This window comes from Bacillus sp. FJAT-27245, assembly GCF_001273955.1.
Classification (GTDB): Bacteria; Bacillota; Bacilli; order Bacillales; family Cytobacillaceae; genus Bacillus_D.
Map to the genome: position 1 here is coordinate 2552424 of NZ_LIGI01000001.1, position 17753 is coordinate 2570176.

Here is a 17753-nt window from a genome sequence, read left to right on the forward strand (position 1 = left end):
TTTATTTACTAATTATATCAGCTAACAGTTTGGTTCGTAAAAAACAAAATCATTTTTCAAGGTGGAATGATCTTAATGCGGCCTTTTTACAGCCAGTTTTCAATTTCCTCAACGATCTGGCCGATGCTTGCCTTCCGGATTGCGACAGGAGGGATGGACTCGAGGAACGCCCTCCCATAGGAGGATTCACTGATTCGTTTGTCAAAAACAACGATTGCCCCCCGGTCGGCGCCTGTCCTTATCAGCCTTCCAAAACCCTGTTTAAACCGAAGGACTGCCTCGGGAAGCGAATACTCCGAAAATGGCCTTCCTCCCCTTTTTTCAATCAGCCCACATTTCGCTTTCGTAAATGGCTCGTCTGGCGGGCTGAAGGGCAGGCGGACGACAATAAGGCATGAAAGGCCCTCACCCGGAATGTCGATACCCTCCCAAAAACTATTTGTCCCAAAAAGGACCGCCTTTTCATATTTCTGAAAGCTTCTGGTAAGCCTGGATCTGCTTCCGCCTGTAATTCCCTGTGCGATTAAGGCATATTCCGAGAGAAGTCCGCTTTCCTTTACTAGTTCATATGTCTTCTTCAGCATGTCATGGGAAGTGAACAGGACAAGAAGCCGCCCTTTTGCGGCATCGCAAATTGATACGATTCTTCCGGCAATTTCGGCGATATATTCGTCCTGAGGCACGGAATTGATTTCGGGCAGGTCAGTCGATATGAATAATTTCACATTCTCCCTGTAGTCAAAAGGAGAAGGGATTGAAAGCAGGTTTACGTATCTTGGGTCTATTCCTAGCCCTTCAAGTGAAAAACGGAAGGAATTGTTCACAGTCAAAGTCGCGGATGTCAAAACGACCGATTTTTTCTCGTTGAAAAAATTCTCCGAAATTTCATTTGCGACCGAGACGGGCATCGCAATTAGCTCGGTTGCATTTTGCGGGGCGCGAAGGTCGGTTTCAATCCATTTTACATAGCCTTCCCCGCTTGAAAAGAATTCGCAGATTCCGCTTCGCAGCAATTCAATATCGGAAAGAAAGGAAGAAAGGCTTCCCAAGATGGCAAATGAGTCCTTTGAATTTGACCTTGTCACAAGGCCCAGGAGTCCATTGGCGGCAGAATGCAAGTCCTTCAGCAAAAATGAAAACCGGTCGGCCGCATGTTTAAGCGCCTCCCACTCCTTTTTGTTCCGCGCTTCGCCAATCCCTGATTTCAACCGTTTTAATGGAGACTTTTTACCGCTTCCCTCCGCAAAGGCAATCGCCAACCGGAAAAATTCGTCCATCTCACTGATTACCCCGGCAACAAGCTCGTTCAGCTTCGCCTCCGAAATAACCTTATCCCTAAAAGGGAGGCCCCTGATTGCTTTCTCGGCCTTATAGAAGAGCTGCCTCTGTTCAAAAAGCCCGAATTGCCCAATGGCCAGCCTTGCCCCTAAATAATCGACCCTTATCCCAAAATGCTTGCCCGCTGCTTTTTCAAAATGGTGGCCTTCATCTATGACGGCATAATGATAGTCGGGCAATACCGCGCCATCGGCTTCAAGGTCCGATAGGATGAGGGCGTGATTTGTAATCAACAGGTCTGCGTCGGCGGCATTCTTCTTGGCCCGTTTATAAAAGTCATATTCATCCCATGGATTGCTTCCGGGCGGACTATCTTTTTCATTCCGGATTGTATTCCAATAGAGGCGGCCGCCGCTTGAAAGGTTCAGCTCATCCTTGTCGCCGCTTACGGTTCTTGTTAACCAGACAAGGATTTGCATTTTCGCAAGAGCCGTATCATAATTATCATTTTCCTCTTCAAGGCTTTTGGCAAACTTGCTTATGGATATGTAATTGTTCCTCCCTTTAAGGATAGCCGATTTAATCGGAAAAGGAATGATTTTTTCCAAAAGGGGGATTTCCTTCACTAGCAGCTGTTCCTGAAGCTGGATTGTATGCGTACTAATGACTACCCTTGAGCGGTTCCATATTGCAAAATACGCGGCCGGAAGCAGATAGCCGAGCGACTTCCCAATCCCTGTCCCGGCTTCTATTAACGCATGGGTTCCGTTCTCAAAGGAATGAAACACTTCGTCCATCATCTCAAATTGGCCTAGCCTGCTTTCCAGCCTAGCTGAAGATTGACGTATTAAGTCCTGCTTTTCCTCCAGGCTGTATGGGTACTTTAAATGGTTCCGGCCATCCTTGTTGATTTCCCTTGGTGCCTGCTGCTTTTTCATGGCGATGCCGTTTACGGACACAAGCGTATCGGGAAAATCCATGCCGTTAGGTTTGCTTAGGGCAATTCCGTTCAGCAGCAGTTGCAGGTCGCTTTTTAGCCCACTGGCAAGTGCTGCAAGCTGGGCCAGGACCTTTCCAGGAAGTCCACGGATTCTATCCATGTACAAAAGGAGCAGCTCCGCTGTTACATAAGCATCGCTATCCGCCTGATGGGGTCGGTCGTGCGAAAGCCCTTCCTTATCCGCAAGATCGGCCAATTTATAGCTGTCGGCTTCCGGTTCCATGAACCTGGCCAATTCTACTGTATCAATTACCGGTCCGGAAAATGGCTCTTCTCCAGCCATAATGAGCTCTTCCTGCAAAAAACCGAGATCGAAGAGGACGTTATGGGCAACAAAATAGGCATCTTTCAGAAGGGATGAAACCTTGCCGGCAATTTCATGGAACATGGGGGCATCCTTCACATCCGAGTCACTGAGCCCGGTCAATTCTTCTATAAATGCAGGAATGGGCTGCAATGGATTGACGAAGGAGGAAAACTCTTCGGCAATTTTGCCGTTTTCAATCACCACGGCGGCAAATTGGATAATCCTGTCGCCTTTTTTCGGCGAATTTCCTGTCGTTTCAAGGTCGACTACAACATATTTATTGGCCATTCTTTAACACCCCAACTATTCATTCAAACAAAACCGTAACATAAAAACAGAAAAATAAAAAGCAGGGGAAAGCAAGGGCTTTCGCATAATGCCTTGCGCCAAAAAAGAAAACAGGAAAAAGCATTTAAAAAACGCATAACCCAAAAAGAAAACTCCCCAAAGAAGGGAGTTTTCTTTTACATAATCGTATTGGCCGGCTCGGCATGGAGGAGCTCGACTATTTGGTTATTCTCATCCATAATCGCCACTTTCGGCTCATGCAAAGCGGCTTTTTCTTCAGGTACGAGGACATACGAAATGATGATAACAACGTCGCCTTCCTGGACCAGCCTTGCTGCCGCCCCGTTCAGGCAGACGACACCGCTGCCGCGTTCCCCAGGGATAATATATGTTTCCAATCTTGCCCCATTGTTATTGTTGACGATTTGGACCTTTTCATTTGCAACCATTCCGACTGCATCAAGCAAGTCCTCATCGATTGTAATGCTGCCTACATAATTCAGGTTGGCTTCGGTTACCCTTGCCCTGTGAATTTTCCCGTTCATCATGGTGCGGAACATTTTTTCTCTCCTCCTGTCCCGGTTATCATCTCAAAGAATGATTCCGGGATTAAGCATTCAAAATCATATTGTCAATTAGTCTCGCGCCCGAAAAGCGGACTGCAAGCGCGATGATAAATCGGCCTTCAATCGTTTCGACCCTTTGCAGTTCGGGATAGCTGTAGATTTCGATATAATCAATTTTCCCGCTCGACCGGCTTTCAATGATTGTTTTCATCAATTCTATTATGGTTGCGGGGTTTTTTTCGCCATTACCGATGGCCTCCCTGGCTGCCTGGAGGCTTACGTATAGGGCGGTGGCCTCCTGCCTTTCTTCCGGTGTCAAAAAGACATTCCTTGAGCTTTTTGCCAGTCCGTCCTCTTCCCTCACCGTTTCGACCGGCACAAGGCTTACAGGAATATTGAAATCCCTTATAAGCCCCTCGACAACAGCCACTTGCTGCGCGTCCTTTTGCCCAAAATACGCCTTGTCAGGAAGGACGATGTTAAAAAGTTTGGTCAAAACAGTAGCGACGCCATCAAAATGCCCCGGCCTTGACTTTCCACAAAGCACATCTGTCCGCTCCCTCACCGTAACGGTCACTGATGGAGCGGCGGGATACATTTCCCTTACTGAAGGCGCGAATATATAATCGGCGCCAGCCTCCCCCGCGAGCAGGGTGTCATGGCTCAAGTCCCTTGGGTACGAATCATAGTCTTCAGAAGGGCCGAATTGCAGCGGATTTACGAATATGCTGACGACAACGATATCGTTTTCAGCCCTCGCCCTTTCAATTAGCGAGAGGTGGCCCTCATGAAGGTAGCCCATCGTCGGGACGAACCCAACCGTCAGGCCTTTTCTTTTATGTTCTATAATTTCCAGGCGCAGTTCAGCACCGCTTTCAATCAGGTTCATTCCTTGGCACCATAAAGGGCTTGCAGCTCTTCTTCCTTCATCGTAAATGTATGGATCTTTTCTGGGAAATGGCCCGTTTTTACTTCGGAAATATATTGGCCAATCATTTCTGTAATATTAGCGCCTGCCTGGCCGTATTGCTTGACGAATTTAGGGACCCTTCCAAAACCGTAGCCAACAAGGTCATGATAAACAAGAACCTGGCCATCGACGCCAGATCCGGCCCCGATCCCTATGACTGGTATGGATAGCTTCCTGGACACTTCTGCGGCAAGTTCTTTTGGAACGCATTCCAATACAAGGGCAAATGCTCCCGCTTCTTCGCAAAGGCGAGCATCCTCAATCAGTTTGATTGCAGCTTCTGCGTCCTTACCCTGTACCTTGTAGCCGCCAAGCACACCGACGGATTGGGGCGTCAGGCCGAGATGGGCGACAACCGGAACACCTGCGGCCGTCAGCGCCTTGATTTTCCCAAGCACTTCATCAGCGCCTTCAAGCTTTACGGCATGGGCTCCTGTCTCCTGGATAATCCTTGCGGCATTTAGAAGAGTATCACCAGTTGATACATGGTAGCTCATGAAAGGCATGTCCACGACAATAAATGTATCGGGAGCCCCCCTCCTGACAGCTTTTGCGTGGTGGACCATGTCATTGATTGTGACTGGTACGGTAGTTTCATAGCCGAGCACGACCATCCCAAGCGAATCCCCGACCAGAATCATATCGATCCCGGCCTGTTCCGCCGTCTTTGCCGATGGGTAGTCGTATGCGGTCAGCATGGCAACTTTATCCCCGGCCTCTTTCATTTTCAAAAAATCTGTCGTTTGTTTCATCGAATATCCTCCTTCTTTGAGGAAGAGGGGTAAACGGATTAGCCGGCAGCATAAAAAAGATCCAGCTGATGGCAGAGGATCCGTTCGAAAAATTTGTTAAATCCCTCTGTCCCGGTCCTTTACGGATCTAGGCAGAAACCGTTTTTTCATTTGTCGTTGCAAAAGGTGCAGTTCACAGGGATACCGCCCAAAGGAATTATAGCAAAAAAACCCTTTCCTGTGCCATAGAAAAAACTAGGAAAGGGGAAAGTCAATATCTGCTGAATAAATTAAATGGACCTTGCCGCTTGAATCCTCCAGTTCAAGCACACCATCATCCGTTATTCCGAGCGCGCGGCCTTCGAGGACGCCGTTGTAGGTCCTGGCCCTTATCATGCCGCCAATTCCTTTGGCATAGCTCTCCCAAAGCAGCTTGACCGGATAAAAGCCTTTTTCAAGATAAAGAAGGTAAAGCTTCTCGAATTGCGCGCAAAATTCGCGGATCACCATAGGCCTGGATAGTTCATTCCCTGTTTCTTCCGCTATTGAGGTTGCAAGTTCCTGGAGGCCATCCGGAAAGTCGCCTTTCGTCTGGTTTACATTCATGCCTATTCCAATGATGACTGAGTGAATCCTATCCGATTCGGCCTGGAGCTCGGTAAGGATGCCGGTTATCTTTTTTCCATTAATCAACAGGTCATTGGGCCATTTGATTTCCGGCGTTATCCCCGCGGCTTCCTCAATCGCCCGGGCGACTGCAACGGCGGCCAAAAGTGTCAGCTGGGGCGCTTGTTGGGGCGGGATTTCAGGGCGTAGAAGGAGGCTCATCCAAATGCCGGTCCCTTTTGGGGAATACCATTTCCGGTCCATCCTCCCTCTTCCGGCGGTTTGCTCGTCAGCCACAACAAGCGTTCCTTCAGGTGCGTTTTCATGTGCAAGAGCGAGGGCGAGCTTTTGTGTTGAATCGACCGTTTCACGGTAAAGAATCGCTTGTCCGATAAACCGGGTTTTCAAACCAAGCCGGATTTCATCGCCTGTCAAAGCTGATGGGGTTTCGGCAAGCCGGTACCCTTTCCTTTTGGCAGCTTCGACCACGAATCCATCCTCCCGAAGCCCTTCGATATGCTTCCATACAGCTGTGCGTGAGCAGCCAATCAGATTTGCGAGTGCCTGGCCTGATAAAAAATCGCCCTCCGCTTCAGCGAACGCATCCAAAAGCTTTTTTCTTATATCTGATTGCACCTTGCTAGCCACTCCCTTATCTTTAATTGGTTGTTTTCCACAGCCCCAAGAAGCACCGCCCGTTCAATGGCCGCCATTTTTTCTTTTACCCAAGGGCCGCCGCTCCTTCCTTCCCAGCGAATCAAATCGCCTCCTGAAACGGCAAGTTCATTTTTGTCCTTAATTGGAAGCTTCTCATATTCGGAAAGCCATTTTTCCATCGTTTCATTACTTGCATTGCCTCCCGCAGCCTGGACAAGCCTTTCGACAGAGGCGATTGCATCTTTTCCGGCTTGGAACAGCGAGGAAACACCCCAATCAGCCTCCATCCTTTCTTTCATGTAAAAAAGGTGGCTTGTCAGTAGTGCCATCTGCTTATTCGACATTTTCCACGAACGTAAAAACAAATCCGCTTCGGGCTTGTCGAACCCTAGGCAATAGAGGAGCAGTACCCACATTTCATTTGCGGTCAGATTTCCCATATCAAGATTGATCACGTTTTCCAAATCCGCTTCCCTTCCGCTTAACCCCGGCAAATAGTCCACGATGCCTGTTTGCATCAGGATTTCCAGGCCATCTTTCCTCCATCTGCCTCCGAGAAGTTTTTCAAATTCAGCTTTTTTTCTTTCCACAGCAATATGGTTAAGCAAAGGGGCCGACTTTTTCATCGATGCGAACGTGGCCCCTTCAATTTCGAAACCCAATTGGCTTGCAAATCGGGCGGCCCGCATCATGCGGAGTGCGTCCTCGCCAAACCGGTCGGCAGGCTCGCCGACGGTCCTGATTTCCCGCCGCCCGATATCTTCGCTGCCGCCGAAAGGGTCAATCAGCTCACCGGATTTGTCCATAGCCATCGCATTTATCGTAAAATCGCGCCGTTTCAGATCCTCCTGAAGCGATGCGACAAACTCCACCTTGTCAGGGCGCCTGTAATCCGTATAGCCCGTTTCTGTCCGATAGGTGGTCACCTCGTATGAACCTCCTTTATGGAGGACGAGGACAGTACCATGCTCAATCCCGATATCGATTGTTTTTGTGAATATTTCCTTGACTTGTTCAGGACGGGCCGAGGTTGCGATGTCAATATCGCCAACTGGCCTTGACATAACCCTGTCCCTTACTGACCCGCCGACAAAATACGCTTCATGACCCGCTTTATGAATTGCATCAAGAACCGGCAGTGCGTCATTGAATGGCTTCTCCATTGCTATCACCCTATTCCAGGAGTTTATAATAAAGCCTTTCGTACTGGCCGACGACCTTGTCCGCATTGAAACGTTCTTTTACCATACTCGAAGCCCGGCATGAAAAATCCCTATGGAGGGCTTCATCCGAGAGAAGGGAAACTGCCTTAGAAGCAACAGCCTCTATGTCTCCCAAAGGGCAAATGAACCCGTTTTCCCCGTCGGTGATTACCTCAGGAATGCCGCCAACCGCAGTCCCGATGCAAGGCACTCCACATGCCATCGCTTCGAGTGCAGCTAGCCCGAAACTTTCCTTTTCGGAAAGGAGAAGCATCAAGTCGCTGATTGAATATAATTCTTCCACATTGTCCTGTTTTCCAAGAAAAAGGACATTCTCCTTTAGGCCAAGGTCCGCCACAAGCTTCAATACTTTCCTTATTTCAGGGCCATCCCCTACAAGCAACAGTTTTGCGGGCATCGCTGAAACGATGCGGGAAAATGCCTGAATGACATCAGGAACCCTTTTTACCGGCCGGAAGTTTGAAACATGGATGACAACCTTTTCTTCTTTGCCGATCCCAAGTTTATCCCTTAGTTCTGTTTCCCTGATTCTTAAATAAGTCCTCACATCGATGAAATTGTAAACAGTCTCGATTTGCTTATCAGGATGTAAAAGCTCCATTGTTTGCGATACAAGGGAGTTGGACACAGCTGTGACCATATCGGATTTTTCAATGCCGAATTTAATCGCGTCTGAAAGGGATGGATCATTTCCAAGTACGGTTATATCTGTTCCGTGTAGTGTTGTCACGATTTTCAGGTCCCTGCCGCTCATTTCCTTTGCCAATATGGCGCAAACGGCATGAGGTATCGCATAATGGACATGCAATAAATCCAGACATTCCTGATTGGCCACCTCCGCCATTTTGCTGGCAAGGGCGATGTCATATGGGGGGTACTGGAAAACCGAATATTGATTAACCTCTACCTGATGATAATGAATGTTATGGGACATCCTCGTGAGACGGAATGGCATGCTCGACGTAATAAAATGGATTTCATGGCCCTTCTCTGCAAGGAGCTTGCCCAGCTCTGTTGCAATTATCCCGGACCCTCCAACAGACGGATAACATGTAATCCCAATTTTTAATTTCCTCATTGCTAATATGCTCCAATCAAATCCAGGTCAAGCACCGGGGGCGCACTCGCTTTAAATCCTTCTGCAAACAGGACCCCGGCCTGTTTTCCAAAAAGGCTCTCCCTCGCTTCAATCGATTCAATATATCCATTGACGAGTGGAGTATCGAAACTTTCCGCGCTTTTGACAAACTGGCTTTTATATGAATTTAGTGCCGCCTTTTTCTTTTCCATATAATCCGAAACATCAACCAGGAAATCCGGGGCATGAAAACCATTGATCATGTAATAATGTAGGCTCATGGCCTTGTGGGGCGGGCAGTTGGCCCCATCTTCATATTTCCTGATTCCCGCTGAAAAGAACGCCTCCCTAACAAGGCGCGCGCAATTCCCATGGTCCGGATGCCTGTCTTCCATATATGGCGCAAACACAACTTTTGGCTTGTATGTTCTAATTACTGTAACTATTTTCTTTATGTATTCCTGTTCAATGAACAGTCCCCTATCTGGCAGATCAAGCACAAGCCGCTCGGCACCAAGGATGGCCGCCGCTTCCCTTGCTTCCGTCATTCTCGTTTCAACGTCACCGTTCGAGGACAGTTCCGCCCGGGTCAGGTCGCAAACGACTATTTTTTTTCCCCGTGCCGCAAATTTAGCTATCGTGCCGCCCATCCCGATTTCAACATCGTCGGCATGGGCGCCAAATGCGAGGATGTCGGCCCCATTAAATGGTAGCATCTTGTTTGCTCCCCCTCGCAATTGCCCGCCATTCCAAATGCCCGTCTTCAATTCCCTTAATTAAAACTTCAGCCGTACCCATATTTGTAGCGAGCGGAATGGCATACACATCGCAAAGGCGCAGGAGGGCGCTAATATCCGGTTCATGAGGCTGGGCGGTAAGCGGGTCCCTGAAAAAGAAAATCGAATCCATTTGGTTTTTGGCGACTCTTGCGCCAATCTCCTGGTCGCCGCCTAACGGGCCGGATTGGAACCGCGTCACTTCAAGGCCGGTTGCTTCGGCAATCCGCTTGCCGGTTGTTCCTGTCGCGAACAAGGTGTGCTTTGCAAAAATATCCTTGTACGCTACGGTAAATTGTACAAGGTCGTCTTTCTTTTTATCATGGGCGATTAATGCAATATTCACTGTCTTCACCTATTCCATTATATTTTCGAGTCCATACACGAACGAATCGATCTTCATGACTGTTTCCACGGCAGTTTTTACGCCTGACATAAAGGAAGCCCTTGTGTATGAGTCGTGACGGATTTTAAGTGTCTGGCCTTCTGAGCCAAACAGTACTTCCTGGTGGGCAATCAAACCCGGCAGGCGGACAGAATGGACCCTCATTCCCTCGAAATCGGCGCCCCTTGCTCCTGCAATTGTTTCTTTCTCATCAGGGTGCCCCTGTTTTTTGGACGCCCTTTCCTCCGAGATTAGTTGGGCTGTTTTAATTGCAGTACCTGAAGGGGCATCAAGTTTCTTGTCATGGTGCATCTCGATAATTTCAACATTTTCAAAGTATTTTGCGGCCATTTTTGCGAATTTCATCATCAGGATGGCCCCTATCGCAAAATTTGGTGCAATAATGCAGCCGAGCCCCTTTTCGGCGGAAAGTCCCTTTAGTTCCTCAAGGTCTTCCCGGCTGAAACCGGTCGTCCCGATTACCGGCCTAACGTTATGTACCAGCGCGGCCCTTGCATGCTGCATTCCCGCTTCTGGCACGGTGAGGTCGACGAGAACATCGGCCTTAACCGATTGAAGGCATTCTTCTATATCCGAATAAACCGGGACTTCAGAAAGAGGAAAATATCCGATATCCCCCAGTTTTTTGCCATCGTTCTTTCGGTCCAGCACAGCCACAAGCTCAAACCCTGGCGTCTCGGCAGCGAGCTTTACAGCTTCCGATCCCATCCTGCCACGCGGGCCGGCAATAACCATTTTTATTTTATCCATCCCCGTCACACCATCCTTGTCTATTTTTTTGTCCAGCGGTCTTTATCCCTTGTCCTGAATTTCTCCATAACCATGTCATGGGCCTCCTGAAGGTCAATATTCAAGGAATTGGCCAGGCAGATTAGGACAAACAGCAAATCGCCTATTTCTTCTTCAACTGTTTTTTCTTTTTCCGTCTTTTTTTTGGGTTTTTCACCATAATAATGATTAATTTCACGAGCCAGCTCGCCAAGCTCTTCGGTAAGCCGTGCCATCATTGCCAGCGGGCTGAAATAGCCTTCCTTAAACTGGCCAATATGCTCGTCCACTTCTTTTTGCAGTTGCATGATGGTCTTTTCAGCCATATAGTCCACTCCAATATGTAAGTAAATTTCATGTTTAAAAAACTTGCTGAAGGCTATAGCTTTCATGTTAGCTAAATTATTTTCCGTTTACAATATTATTGCACAAGAAGGATTTCACCCGCAATTGCCCTAAACCTTTTTATTCGCTATAATTAAATCCGCTTTGGACGGGCAAAATATGGGAAGGGAGGAAGCCAACATGATATTTGGCCTTAAACTGAAAAATATTTTATTCATTCTGCTTGGCACGGCAATTATGTCGTTTGGAATCGTTAATTTCAATATCCAGAACAAGCTCGCTGAAGGCGGGGTAACCGGGATTACCCTTTTACTTTATTTCTTGTTTAAAATCAATCCCGCCTATACGAACCTCCTCATAAACATCCCCCTCTTTTTTATGGGTTGGAAGCTGCTTGGGCGTAAATCCTTTGTTTATACGGTTATTGGGACTGTCGGGGTTTCGGTGTTTTTGTGGATATTCCAAAAGTTCCCCATTGAGATGTCCCTAAAAAACGACCTCCTGCTCGCGGCCTTATTCGCCGGCGTTTGCATTGGAGTCGGCCTCGGTATCATTTTCAGATTTGGCGGCACTTCGGGAGGGGTAGATATTATTGCGCGGGTAGCCCAAAAATATTGGGGCATCAGCATGGGGCGGACAATGTTCCTGTTCGATGCAATTGTCATACTTGCGTCGCTCCTAACCTACTTGAATTACCGGGAAGCGATGTATACCCTGGTCGCGGTTTTCGTAGGTGCGAGGGTTATCGATGTAATGGCCGAAGGAGCCTATTCAGCAAGGGGAGCAATGATTATTTCCGAGAAAAACACGGACATTGCGGAAAAAATCCTGAGCGACCTTGACCGCGGCGTTACCGTGCTGAGAGGCTATGGGTATTTTACAAAAAACGAACGGGAAATCCTCTATTGCGTTGTCCCCAAGAACGAAATTATCAGGCTAAAGAATGTTGTGACCTCGGTCGACCCGCACGCCTTTGTTTCTGTTACGGCTGTCCACGATGTCCTTGGCGAGGGCTTTACACTCGACGCGAACAAAGACCCGTTTGAAATTTAAGAACAAAATGCGCAAGCAATAAAATAGGAATAGAAAAAGAGCGGAGCCATTTGGCCCGCTCTTTTAAAAGATATGGAATATCGCTTCAGCTTTTCTTATTCACTTCTATTCATTCCGGTATAGATGAGGATCAGCCTGACGAGTTCCAGGACGGCAACCGCGGCCGCCGCGACATACGTAAGAGCCGCTGCGTCAAGTACTTTCTTTGTATTCCGTTCCTCTTCGTTCCGGATAATTCCAAGTGCGATTACCTGGTCCATCGCCCTTGAGGAAGCGTTGAATTCAACAGGAAGGGTAATGACCTGGAACAAAACCGCTCCCGCCATGAAAGCAATTCCGATAAGCAGCATCCCTTGCAGGTGGGCCAGAATTCCGATTAGAATCAAAATCCAAGCGAAATTGCTGCCAAGGTTGGCGACAGGGACAAGCGCGTGCCTGAAACGCAGGAACGCATAGTCCTGCTGGTCCTGGATGGCGTGGCCTACCTCATGGGCAGCGACTGCGGTAGCCGCGAGTGAATGGCCATGGTAAATATCCGGGGACAGACGGATCGCCTTCGCCCTGGGATCATAATGGTCGCTAAGAAACCCCCTGCCTTCTTCAATCCTCACATCGTAAATTCCATTCGCCTGAAGGATTTCCCTGGCTACTTCAGCACCCGTTTTCCTTGATGAAGACGCGACTTTCGAGTATTTATTGAACGCTCCCTTTACCCTCATCTGAGCCCAAAGAGGAATTAGGATAATCAATGCGAAATAAAGGATAAACATTTATGTGCCTCCCAAAATATCATGTTGTATAAAATTTTATTTGTGCATGGAGACATTGTCAATCTTTTAGCTTAATCGAGCGTTTTTTTGCAATTTCACTATCTGCTCTATATTTTCTCCAGCCAACATACGACAAAGTCAGGATAATGATGCCGCCTGTCGAGATGATGACCCACCAAAGCGATGGGTCCGCTTCATCCTCCTCAATCCCGTCAAATATGTTCTTCAGGCTCGCCTCCAATGCATCAAACTCCGCCACTTCCGACTCGCTAGCGGGTTTGGAAGGGCTAAATGCCGAAAGAAAATCAATCTTTGCGTCCAGCTTTTGCATAGAATTTGCTTTGATATCAATCTTCATGCTTGGATAAATAAGTTCATACAAGAATAAAAAAGAATTCAAGCTTGCATGGAAGGCTCCAGGGTTGCCATCCAACGCGGCTTGTTTCGCCCCCGAAAAAGACCCCATGACTTGATCTTCCAGTTCGGCCCAGAGCGGGTCACTGGAAGTAGCAAGGGCATCCATGACCAGCCTGAAACGCGTTACTTTATTCATCTTTTCCATGTATTCCAACGTAGGGCTTGCTACCGCTTCCAACGCTTCGTCACGGGATAGTGAGACAATCCTTGCCTCGTCAGCTGAGAAAGGGATACGGCCAGGACCCATACTGTGAAGCTGTTCGGAAAAATAATCCAAAAGTTTCTTCGCATCCTCATAGCGCTGGTTTTTAACCATTTGAAAGGCTTCATCAGAAAGTATGTCAAGCTGCTCTATTGCTGCCGGCCGGCCGTCAGCCAAAACCTGCACCGGAAATAATCCTGCTAACAGGATAAAAAGGAAGTATTTAAGCTTCATTCATAGCCACCCCTCTCATACTAATAAAATGTATGAAAAGAAGGACAAGTCTAGAACCTGTCCAGGGGGGCAGCAATGAAAATTCGCCTGGGAATCCAAACGAATTAGCTTGCCTAAAGATTATATTGTGAGCGCCCAGGCCTTACGCAAAAATACCATGCAATGAAAATCGATGCAATTGACAGCCAAAAGGTAAAATAGCCAATTTCTTTCGTATATAAATAGAGGACTTCATATCTCGGCATCATGAAAAACACATAATCGATGACATCGTTATGCAAGGTCCAAACAGCTGTTAAGGCCAAATGCCACCACTTTATCCTGTAGAAAGGAGCATAAAGAAGCCCTTGGACTGCCATCGCAAAATGGGAACCGACGAGCATCCAGCCGAGCCCGCCCAATTCCCCGGTTACAGCCAAAACGAGCAAATTCATAACAACCGCCCATATCCCGTACTTAAATAAAGTCACAATCGCCAGTGCTTCAATCAATGGCCAGTTTTTCCTCATTAAAAAAGCAATAAGGACGAAGACGAAAAAAAGGCTTGCCGTTGGACTATCAGGGACAAAAGGCAGGAAGATGGGCGGGGTTCGTTCAAGCTGCCAGCCATACCAGACATAGCCATACACAGTGCCCAGAATATTGACAACGAGTAGAACCCATAAGAACGGCCTGTAAGCAAGAAAGGGATAAAACTGCCTAATCACAAAATCCCGCCTTTACAGTTTATGTATAAAAAATCGTATCATAAATGATTGAAAGAAAAAAGCTGGCGAATTCCTTCACCAGCTTTTCCACTCTACTCGCTTTTCAGGGTAGAAATGTATTCAGACAGCTTTTTAAGCTCTTCATCAGTACCTTTGAAGATTCCCTTAGGCATGTCTCCAAAACCCTCTACGGCAACTTCCGCAACGTGGTCTGCCGGGAATTCCTCGTCAATCAGTTTAGGGCCCATTGCTGTTCCCTGCAGCTCACCGCCATGGCAGTTAATACAGCTTTGGGCTTCATAGATTTTATACCCCTCAGCATCCTTGTCAATTCCCTCGATAATTTGACCCTGCCTCTTGGCTGCTTCCCAGTCATGGGTGGCCACAGATTGGTACGTCAGGAAAAAAACACTGGCTATTCCCAAAAGCATGAATGCAGTGGCAGCCGGGCGTTTTGATGGCCTGCGTTCCGGCCCGCGGTCAAGAAATGGCGCGAGCAAAAGGGCGCCGAAAGCGAGGCCAGGAATGACCATTGCGCCAACGACTGTATATGGGCCAGCTGCATAGGAGTATTTAAGAAGCTGGTATAAAAACAGGAAATACCAGTCAGGCAGCGGGAGATAGCCCGCGTCTGTTGGATCGGCAATCCTTTCAAGCGGCGGTTCGTGCGCCACTGTCAAGCATAAAAAACCAACCAGGAAAACGGCGCCGACGAGCCATTCCTTCAAGAGGAAGTTCGGCCAGAAAGCTTCAGTTTTCCCGGGGTATTCAGAGTAATCTTTAGGAATCATAGGCTTTCGCTCAGATGGCGCCAAGACACGTGAATCGCCAACGAACTTCATACCTTTACCGCGATGCATCGAACAATCCCCTCCTCTTTCGTAGCATGGAACAGGACAGACTTCCCGTTCCTATTAAATTTTTATAGCGGTCCCGAGATGCCCTGTTTGCGGATCATGATGAAGTGGGCTCCCATCAGTCCAAGCAATGCTCCAGGCAGGAAGAATACATGGATTGCGAAGAACCGCGAGATTGTTTGTGCACCTACGATTTCATGATGGCCCGCCATCAGAGTTTTAAGCTGTGGGCCGATAAGCGGGGTAGCTTCAACAATTTGAAGCGTTACCTTTGTCGCGAAAAGTGCTTTCATATCCCAAGGAAGCAGGTAGCCTGTAAGGCCAAGACCCAGCATGACAAAGAAAATTAGCACGCCGACAATCCAGTTCAATTCACGTGGCTTTTTGTATGCGCCCTGGAAAAACACGCGCAACGTATGTAGGAACATCATGACAATGACAAGGCTCGCACCCCAGTGGTGCATGCCGCGGACGATCTGCCCGAAAGCAACCTCGTTTTGCAAATAATAGACGGACTGCCAGGCATTCTTAATATCCGGCACATAATACATGGTCAGGAACATTCCTGACAGAATTTGAATAACTGTAACAAAGAACGTCAATCCCCCAAAACAGTAAACAAATGCTGAAAAATGATGGGCCGGGTTAACGTGCTCAGGCACTTCATGGTCTGCGATATCGCGCCATAGGGGCGTAATATCCAAACGTTCATCTACCCAATCGTAAATTTTGTTTAACATCGATTACGCCTCCTTTCTACGCTTTTCTCGGCTTGGCTTTTCCTAAGTAAAGAAAGCCGTCTACTTCCTTATATGGATATACATCAAGCGGCGCCATTGGCGGAGTGTTCGGAACGTTCACACCGCTCTTGTAATAGCGTCCATTATGGCATGGACAAAAGAATTCATTTGGATACTTTTCACTATTATTCCATCCGACAGTACATCCAAGGTGCTTACATACAGGTGAAAGGGCGACAATTTTGCCGTCCTCATCCTTATACACCCATGCAGTGTTCGTTACATCAGATTCGTACCAGGCATCTTTTTGTTTGAAAGTGAAATCTACCCTTACTGGTTCGCTAGTAATGTCCGCCACTTTTTGCGAAGTCGGAATGAAATCGCCTTCTTCGTCAGCCCTTAGGACAGGATCAATGGCAAATCGGACCATCGGCATCAGCATTCCGGCGGCCATAAAACCACCCACGCCCGTCAATGTATAACTTAGGAACTGCCTTCTTGAAACTCGATGTTTACTCATGGTTCTCCCCCCTCTGTTCACAAGTTAAGTCCATAGGACATTTAACATATATTAACTAGGACATTATCATGATATATCAATCTTATTGCAAGGTCAATATAATACTATTTTGTGAACTTTTAATCTCTGCAATCTATAAAAACGGTTTCATTCAGCCCGCCATTTATTTGTAAAAAGCTGCATCAGCTGTTTGACCTGGTCATTGACCAAAAGAACTTTTTGCCTCTCATCGATGCTTGCCAAAGGCAATGCCGGAAGCCAAATTAGCGATCCGTTAAGGTTTTCCTCTGCATTCCGCCATTCCTGGGCTGATGTAAGAAAGAAGATATTCCGGATTCCCTCATCAGCAAGCCGTTCTTCCCACTTAGAGAGGCGGGCGAAGGCTTCCGCCACACCTTCCTCCTTCAGATATGTAAAAGGTGGTAACAGCAGTACTCTGCCGGTAAATTGCCTTTCCAGCTGTGTCGCGAGCAGGCCGATGTACTCTGCCGCCGATGCAGCCCCGGCAAGCCCCTCTCCAAATTCGAGTGGAACTAATTGGATAATCGCTGTATCCACATATTCTTTTGCCTCAATATAGGATTTTATATCTTCTGCGGACCATTTCATATTTTTCTCCTCGCAATCTTATTTATTGGTTTAATCTTACCATTGCAAAAGAAAAACCTGCTTAGAGCAGGCTCCCGTTTGGCTGGTCTTTTTTCAGTTTGTTCAATTGCTCGGTAAAGGCAAGGAAAGCTTCCTTGTCCTGTTTGTCGAGCGCCTCGTCGATCAGCAACAGAAGTTTTTCCTGGTTAAAGCGCTGAATGCTATGCAGGAGGAATTTTTCAGCATCGGCCCGGTCCTTTTCATTGACCTGCAAATGCCTTGGAACATAAGGATTATCCTCAAGAACCGCGGCATACTGATGGACTTTGTTCGACGCATTGAAATTCAGCTGGATATAAATTTCTTCGTCCCTGTTCAGCCGGATATCATGGAAAGACTTTTCCGCGTCGGTTGTCATAATATTTTCCTTATAAAAACGGAATGGCACTTTATCTGTGCAATGGGCGGACATAATAAGGCCTCTTGGGCAATATTGGGCCTGTTCGACGAAATGCACCTTCTCCATCAACTGGTCATGGCTCATTAGATAATTCAGGATCCACACGCATTCTCTTCTCTTTAACTGGTAATGGTTCAAAAACCATCTGATAAAGTCCTTTTTCTCGTTGACAGATACAGGGGTTGCCATGATCGTTTCCCTCCTCT

20 protein-coding genes are annotated in these 17753 nt (G+C 47.5%); 1 reads left to right on the forward strand and 19 read right to left on the reverse strand.

Going from position 1 to position 17753, the window contains the following annotated elements:
• Positions 1-86: 86 nt before the first annotated feature.
• From dinG to ADU24_RS12455, 11 genes are all read right to left on the reverse strand, one after another.
• On the reverse strand, positions 87-2873 hold the full coding sequence (gene dinG / locus ADU24_RS12405; protein WP_053366933.1) for an ATP-dependent DNA helicase DinG: 2787 nt from the start codon (positions 2871-2873) through the stop codon (positions 87-89).
• 176 nt (positions 2874-3049) lie between these two features.
• On the reverse strand, positions 3050-3433 hold the full coding sequence (gene panD, locus ADU24_RS12410) for an aspartate 1-decarboxylase (protein WP_053366934.1): 384 nt from the start codon (positions 3431-3433) through the stop codon (positions 3050-3052).
• A gap of 49 nt (positions 3434-3482) precedes the next feature.
• A complete protein-coding gene (gene panC, locus ADU24_RS12415) occupies positions 3483-4328 on the reverse strand; it encodes a pantoate--beta-alanine ligase (RefSeq protein WP_053366935.1) in 846 nt (281 codons plus the stop codon).
• The gene (gene panB, locus ADU24_RS12420) at positions 4325-5161 is read right to left on the reverse strand and encodes a 3-methyl-2-oxobutanoate hydroxymethyltransferase (RefSeq protein ID WP_053366936.1); all 837 of its coding nucleotides are present in this window, start codon (positions 5159-5161) and stop codon (positions 4325-4327) included. The genes panC and panB overlap by 4 nt, the downstream gene beginning before the upstream one ends.
• Before the next feature lie 234 nt (positions 5162-5395).
• Complete coding sequence (locus ADU24_RS12425) at positions 5396-6394, reverse strand: biotin--[acetyl-CoA-carboxylase] ligase (protein ID WP_053366937.1); 999 nt, start codon at positions 6392-6394, stop codon at positions 5396-5398.
• Positions 6367-7566: a CCA tRNA nucleotidyltransferase gene (locus ADU24_RS12430; protein ID WP_053366938.1), complete on the reverse strand. Its 1200-nt coding sequence runs from the start codon at positions 7564-7566 to the stop codon at positions 6367-6369. Before ADU24_RS12430 ends, ADU24_RS12425 begins: the two co-directional genes overlap by 28 nt.
• Before the next feature lie 10 nt (positions 7567-7576).
• Positions 7577-8704 (reverse strand): N-acetyl-alpha-D-glucosaminyl L-malate synthase BshA, encoded by a 1128-nt coding sequence (gene bshA / locus ADU24_RS12435; RefSeq protein ID WP_053366939.1) that lies wholly within the window; start codon positions 8702-8704, stop codon positions 7577-7579.
• A 2-nt stretch (positions 8705-8706) separates the two neighbouring features.
• A complete protein-coding gene (gene bshB1 / locus ADU24_RS12440; protein ID WP_053366940.1) occupies positions 8707-9420 on the reverse strand; it encodes a bacillithiol biosynthesis deacetylase BshB1 in 714 nt (237 codons plus the stop codon).
• A complete protein-coding gene (gene mgsA / locus ADU24_RS12445; RefSeq protein ID WP_053366941.1) occupies positions 9407-9826 on the reverse strand; it encodes a methylglyoxal synthase in 420 nt (139 codons plus the stop codon). The genes bshB1 and mgsA overlap by 14 nt, the downstream gene beginning before the upstream one ends.
• Positions 9827-9835: 9 nt before the next feature.
• Positions 9836-10636 (reverse strand): 4-hydroxy-tetrahydrodipicolinate reductase, encoded by an 801-nt coding sequence (dapB, locus tag ADU24_RS12450; protein ID WP_053366942.1) that lies wholly within the window; start codon positions 10634-10636, stop codon positions 9836-9838.
• A gap of 20 nt (positions 10637-10656) precedes the next feature.
• A complete protein-coding gene (locus ADU24_RS12455; protein WP_053366943.1) occupies positions 10657-10980 on the reverse strand; it encodes a nucleotide pyrophosphohydrolase in 324 nt (107 codons plus the stop codon).
• A gap of 199 nt (positions 10981-11179) precedes the next feature.
• Here ADU24_RS12455 and ADU24_RS12460 point away from each other — a divergent pair, with 199 nt between their 5' ends.
• The gene (locus tag ADU24_RS12460) at positions 11180-12052 is read left to right on the forward strand and encodes a YitT family protein (RefSeq protein WP_053366944.1); all 873 of its coding nucleotides are present in this window, start codon (positions 11180-11182) and stop codon (positions 12050-12052) included.
• Between the two features lie 95 nt (positions 12053-12147).
• On the opposite strand, the gene ADU24_RS12465 is transcribed toward ADU24_RS12460, so the two are convergent.
• The 8 genes from ADU24_RS12465 to ADU24_RS12500 all read right to left on the reverse strand — a co-directional run bounded on the left by ADU24_RS12465 (position 12148) and on the right by ADU24_RS12500 (position 17736).
• On the reverse strand, positions 12148-12822 hold the full coding sequence (locus ADU24_RS12465) for a zinc metallopeptidase (protein WP_053366945.1): 675 nt from the start codon (positions 12820-12822) through the stop codon (positions 12148-12150).
• Positions 12823-12880: 58 nt separating this feature from the next.
• Entirely contained in the window at positions 12881-13675 is a 795-nt protein-coding gene (gene ypjB / locus ADU24_RS12470) for a sporulation protein YpjB (RefSeq protein ID WP_053366946.1), read from the reverse strand.
• A gap of 113 nt (positions 13676-13788) precedes the next feature.
• Complete coding sequence (locus tag ADU24_RS12475) at positions 13789-14379, reverse strand: DUF1405 domain-containing protein (protein WP_053368911.1); 591 nt, start codon at positions 14377-14379, stop codon at positions 13789-13791.
• A 95-nt stretch (positions 14380-14474) separates the two neighbouring features.
• Entirely contained in the window at positions 14475-15242 is a 768-nt protein-coding gene (locus tag ADU24_RS12480; RefSeq protein ID WP_053366947.1) for a menaquinol-cytochrome c reductase cytochrome b/c subunit, read from the reverse strand.
• Between the two features lie 62 nt (positions 15243-15304).
• Positions 15305-15979, reverse strand: coding sequence for a menaquinol-cytochrome c reductase cytochrome b subunit (qcrB, locus tag ADU24_RS12485; protein ID WP_053366948.1), 675 nt, complete (start codon positions 15977-15979; stop codon positions 15305-15307).
• A 16-nt stretch (positions 15980-15995) separates the two neighbouring features.
• On the reverse strand, positions 15996-16499 hold the full coding sequence (locus tag ADU24_RS12490) for a ubiquinol-cytochrome c reductase iron-sulfur subunit (protein ID WP_053366949.1): 504 nt from the start codon (positions 16497-16499) through the stop codon (positions 15996-15998).
• 147 nt (positions 16500-16646) lie between these two features.
• A complete protein-coding gene (locus ADU24_RS12495; RefSeq protein ID WP_053366950.1) occupies positions 16647-17108 on the reverse strand; it encodes a YpiF family protein in 462 nt (153 codons plus the stop codon).
• 61 nt (positions 17109-17169) lie between these two features.
• Positions 17170-17736 (reverse strand): ReoY family proteolytic degradation factor, encoded by a 567-nt coding sequence (locus ADU24_RS12500; protein WP_053366951.1) that lies wholly within the window; start codon positions 17734-17736, stop codon positions 17170-17172.
• Positions 17737-17753 lie beyond the last annotated feature (17 nt).

What these genes read in the sequence shown, in the direction of transcription:
- ADU24_RS12465 (WP_053366945.1), bottom strand. Translation starts at nt 12,822, where the DNA reads ATGTTTATCCTTTATTTCGCATTGATTATCCTAATTCCTCTTTGGGCT.
- ADU24_RS12430 (WP_053366938.1), bottom strand. Translation starts at nt 7,566, where the DNA reads ATGGAGAAGCCATTCAATGACGCACTGCCGGTTCTTGATGCAATTCAT.
- dapB (WP_053366942.1), bottom strand. Translation starts at nt 10,636, where the DNA reads ATGGATAAAATAAAAATGGTTATTGCCGGCCCGCGTGGCAGGATGGGA.
- ADU24_RS12490 (WP_053366949.1), bottom strand. Translation starts at nt 16,499, where the DNA reads ATGAGTAAACATCGAGTTTCAAGAAGGCAGTTCCTAAGTTATACATTG.
- ADU24_RS12455 (WP_053366943.1), bottom strand. Translation starts at nt 10,980, where the DNA reads ATGGCTGAAAAGACCATCATGCAACTGCAAAAAGAAGTGGACGAGCAT.
- ADU24_RS12495 (WP_053366950.1), bottom strand. Translation starts at nt 17,108, where the DNA reads ATGAAATGGTCCGCAGAAGATATAAAATCCTATATTGAGGCAAAAGAA.
- dinG (WP_053366933.1), bottom strand. Translation starts at nt 2,873, where the DNA reads ATGGCCAATAAATATGTTGTAGTCGACCTTGAAACGACAGGAAATTCG.
- ADU24_RS12460 (WP_053366944.1), top strand. Translation starts at nt 11,180, where the DNA reads ATGATATTTGGCCTTAAACTGAAAAATATTTTATTCATTCTGCTTGGC.
- ADU24_RS12500 (WP_053366951.1), bottom strand. Translation starts at nt 17,736, where the DNA reads ATGGCAACCCCTGTATCTGTCAACGAGAAAAAGGACTTTATCAGATGG.
- bshB1 (WP_053366940.1), bottom strand. Translation starts at nt 9,420, where the DNA reads ATGCTACCATTTAATGGGGCCGACATCCTCGCATTTGGCGCCCATGCC.
- ADU24_RS12480 (WP_053366947.1), bottom strand. Translation starts at nt 15,242, where the DNA reads ATGCATCGCGGTAAAGGTATGAAGTTCGTTGGCGATTCACGTGTCTTG.
- panB (WP_053366936.1), bottom strand. Translation starts at nt 5,161, where the DNA reads ATGAAACAAACGACAGATTTTTTGAAAATGAAAGAGGCCGGGGATAAA.
- panC (WP_053366935.1), bottom strand. Translation starts at nt 4,328, where the DNA reads ATGAACCTGATTGAAAGCGGTGCTGAACTGCGCCTGGAAATTATAGAA.
- bshA (WP_053366939.1), bottom strand. Translation starts at nt 8,704, where the DNA reads ATGAGGAAATTAAAAATTGGGATTACATGTTATCCGTCTGTTGGAGGG.
- ypjB (WP_053366946.1), bottom strand. Translation starts at nt 13,675, where the DNA reads ATGAAGCTTAAATACTTCCTTTTTATCCTGTTAGCAGGATTATTTCCG.
- panD (WP_053366934.1), bottom strand. Translation starts at nt 3,433, where the DNA reads ATGTTCCGCACCATGATGAACGGGAAAATTCACAGGGCAAGGGTAACC.
- qcrB (WP_053366948.1), bottom strand. Translation starts at nt 15,979, where the DNA reads ATGTTAAACAAAATTTACGATTGGGTAGATGAACGTTTGGATATTACG.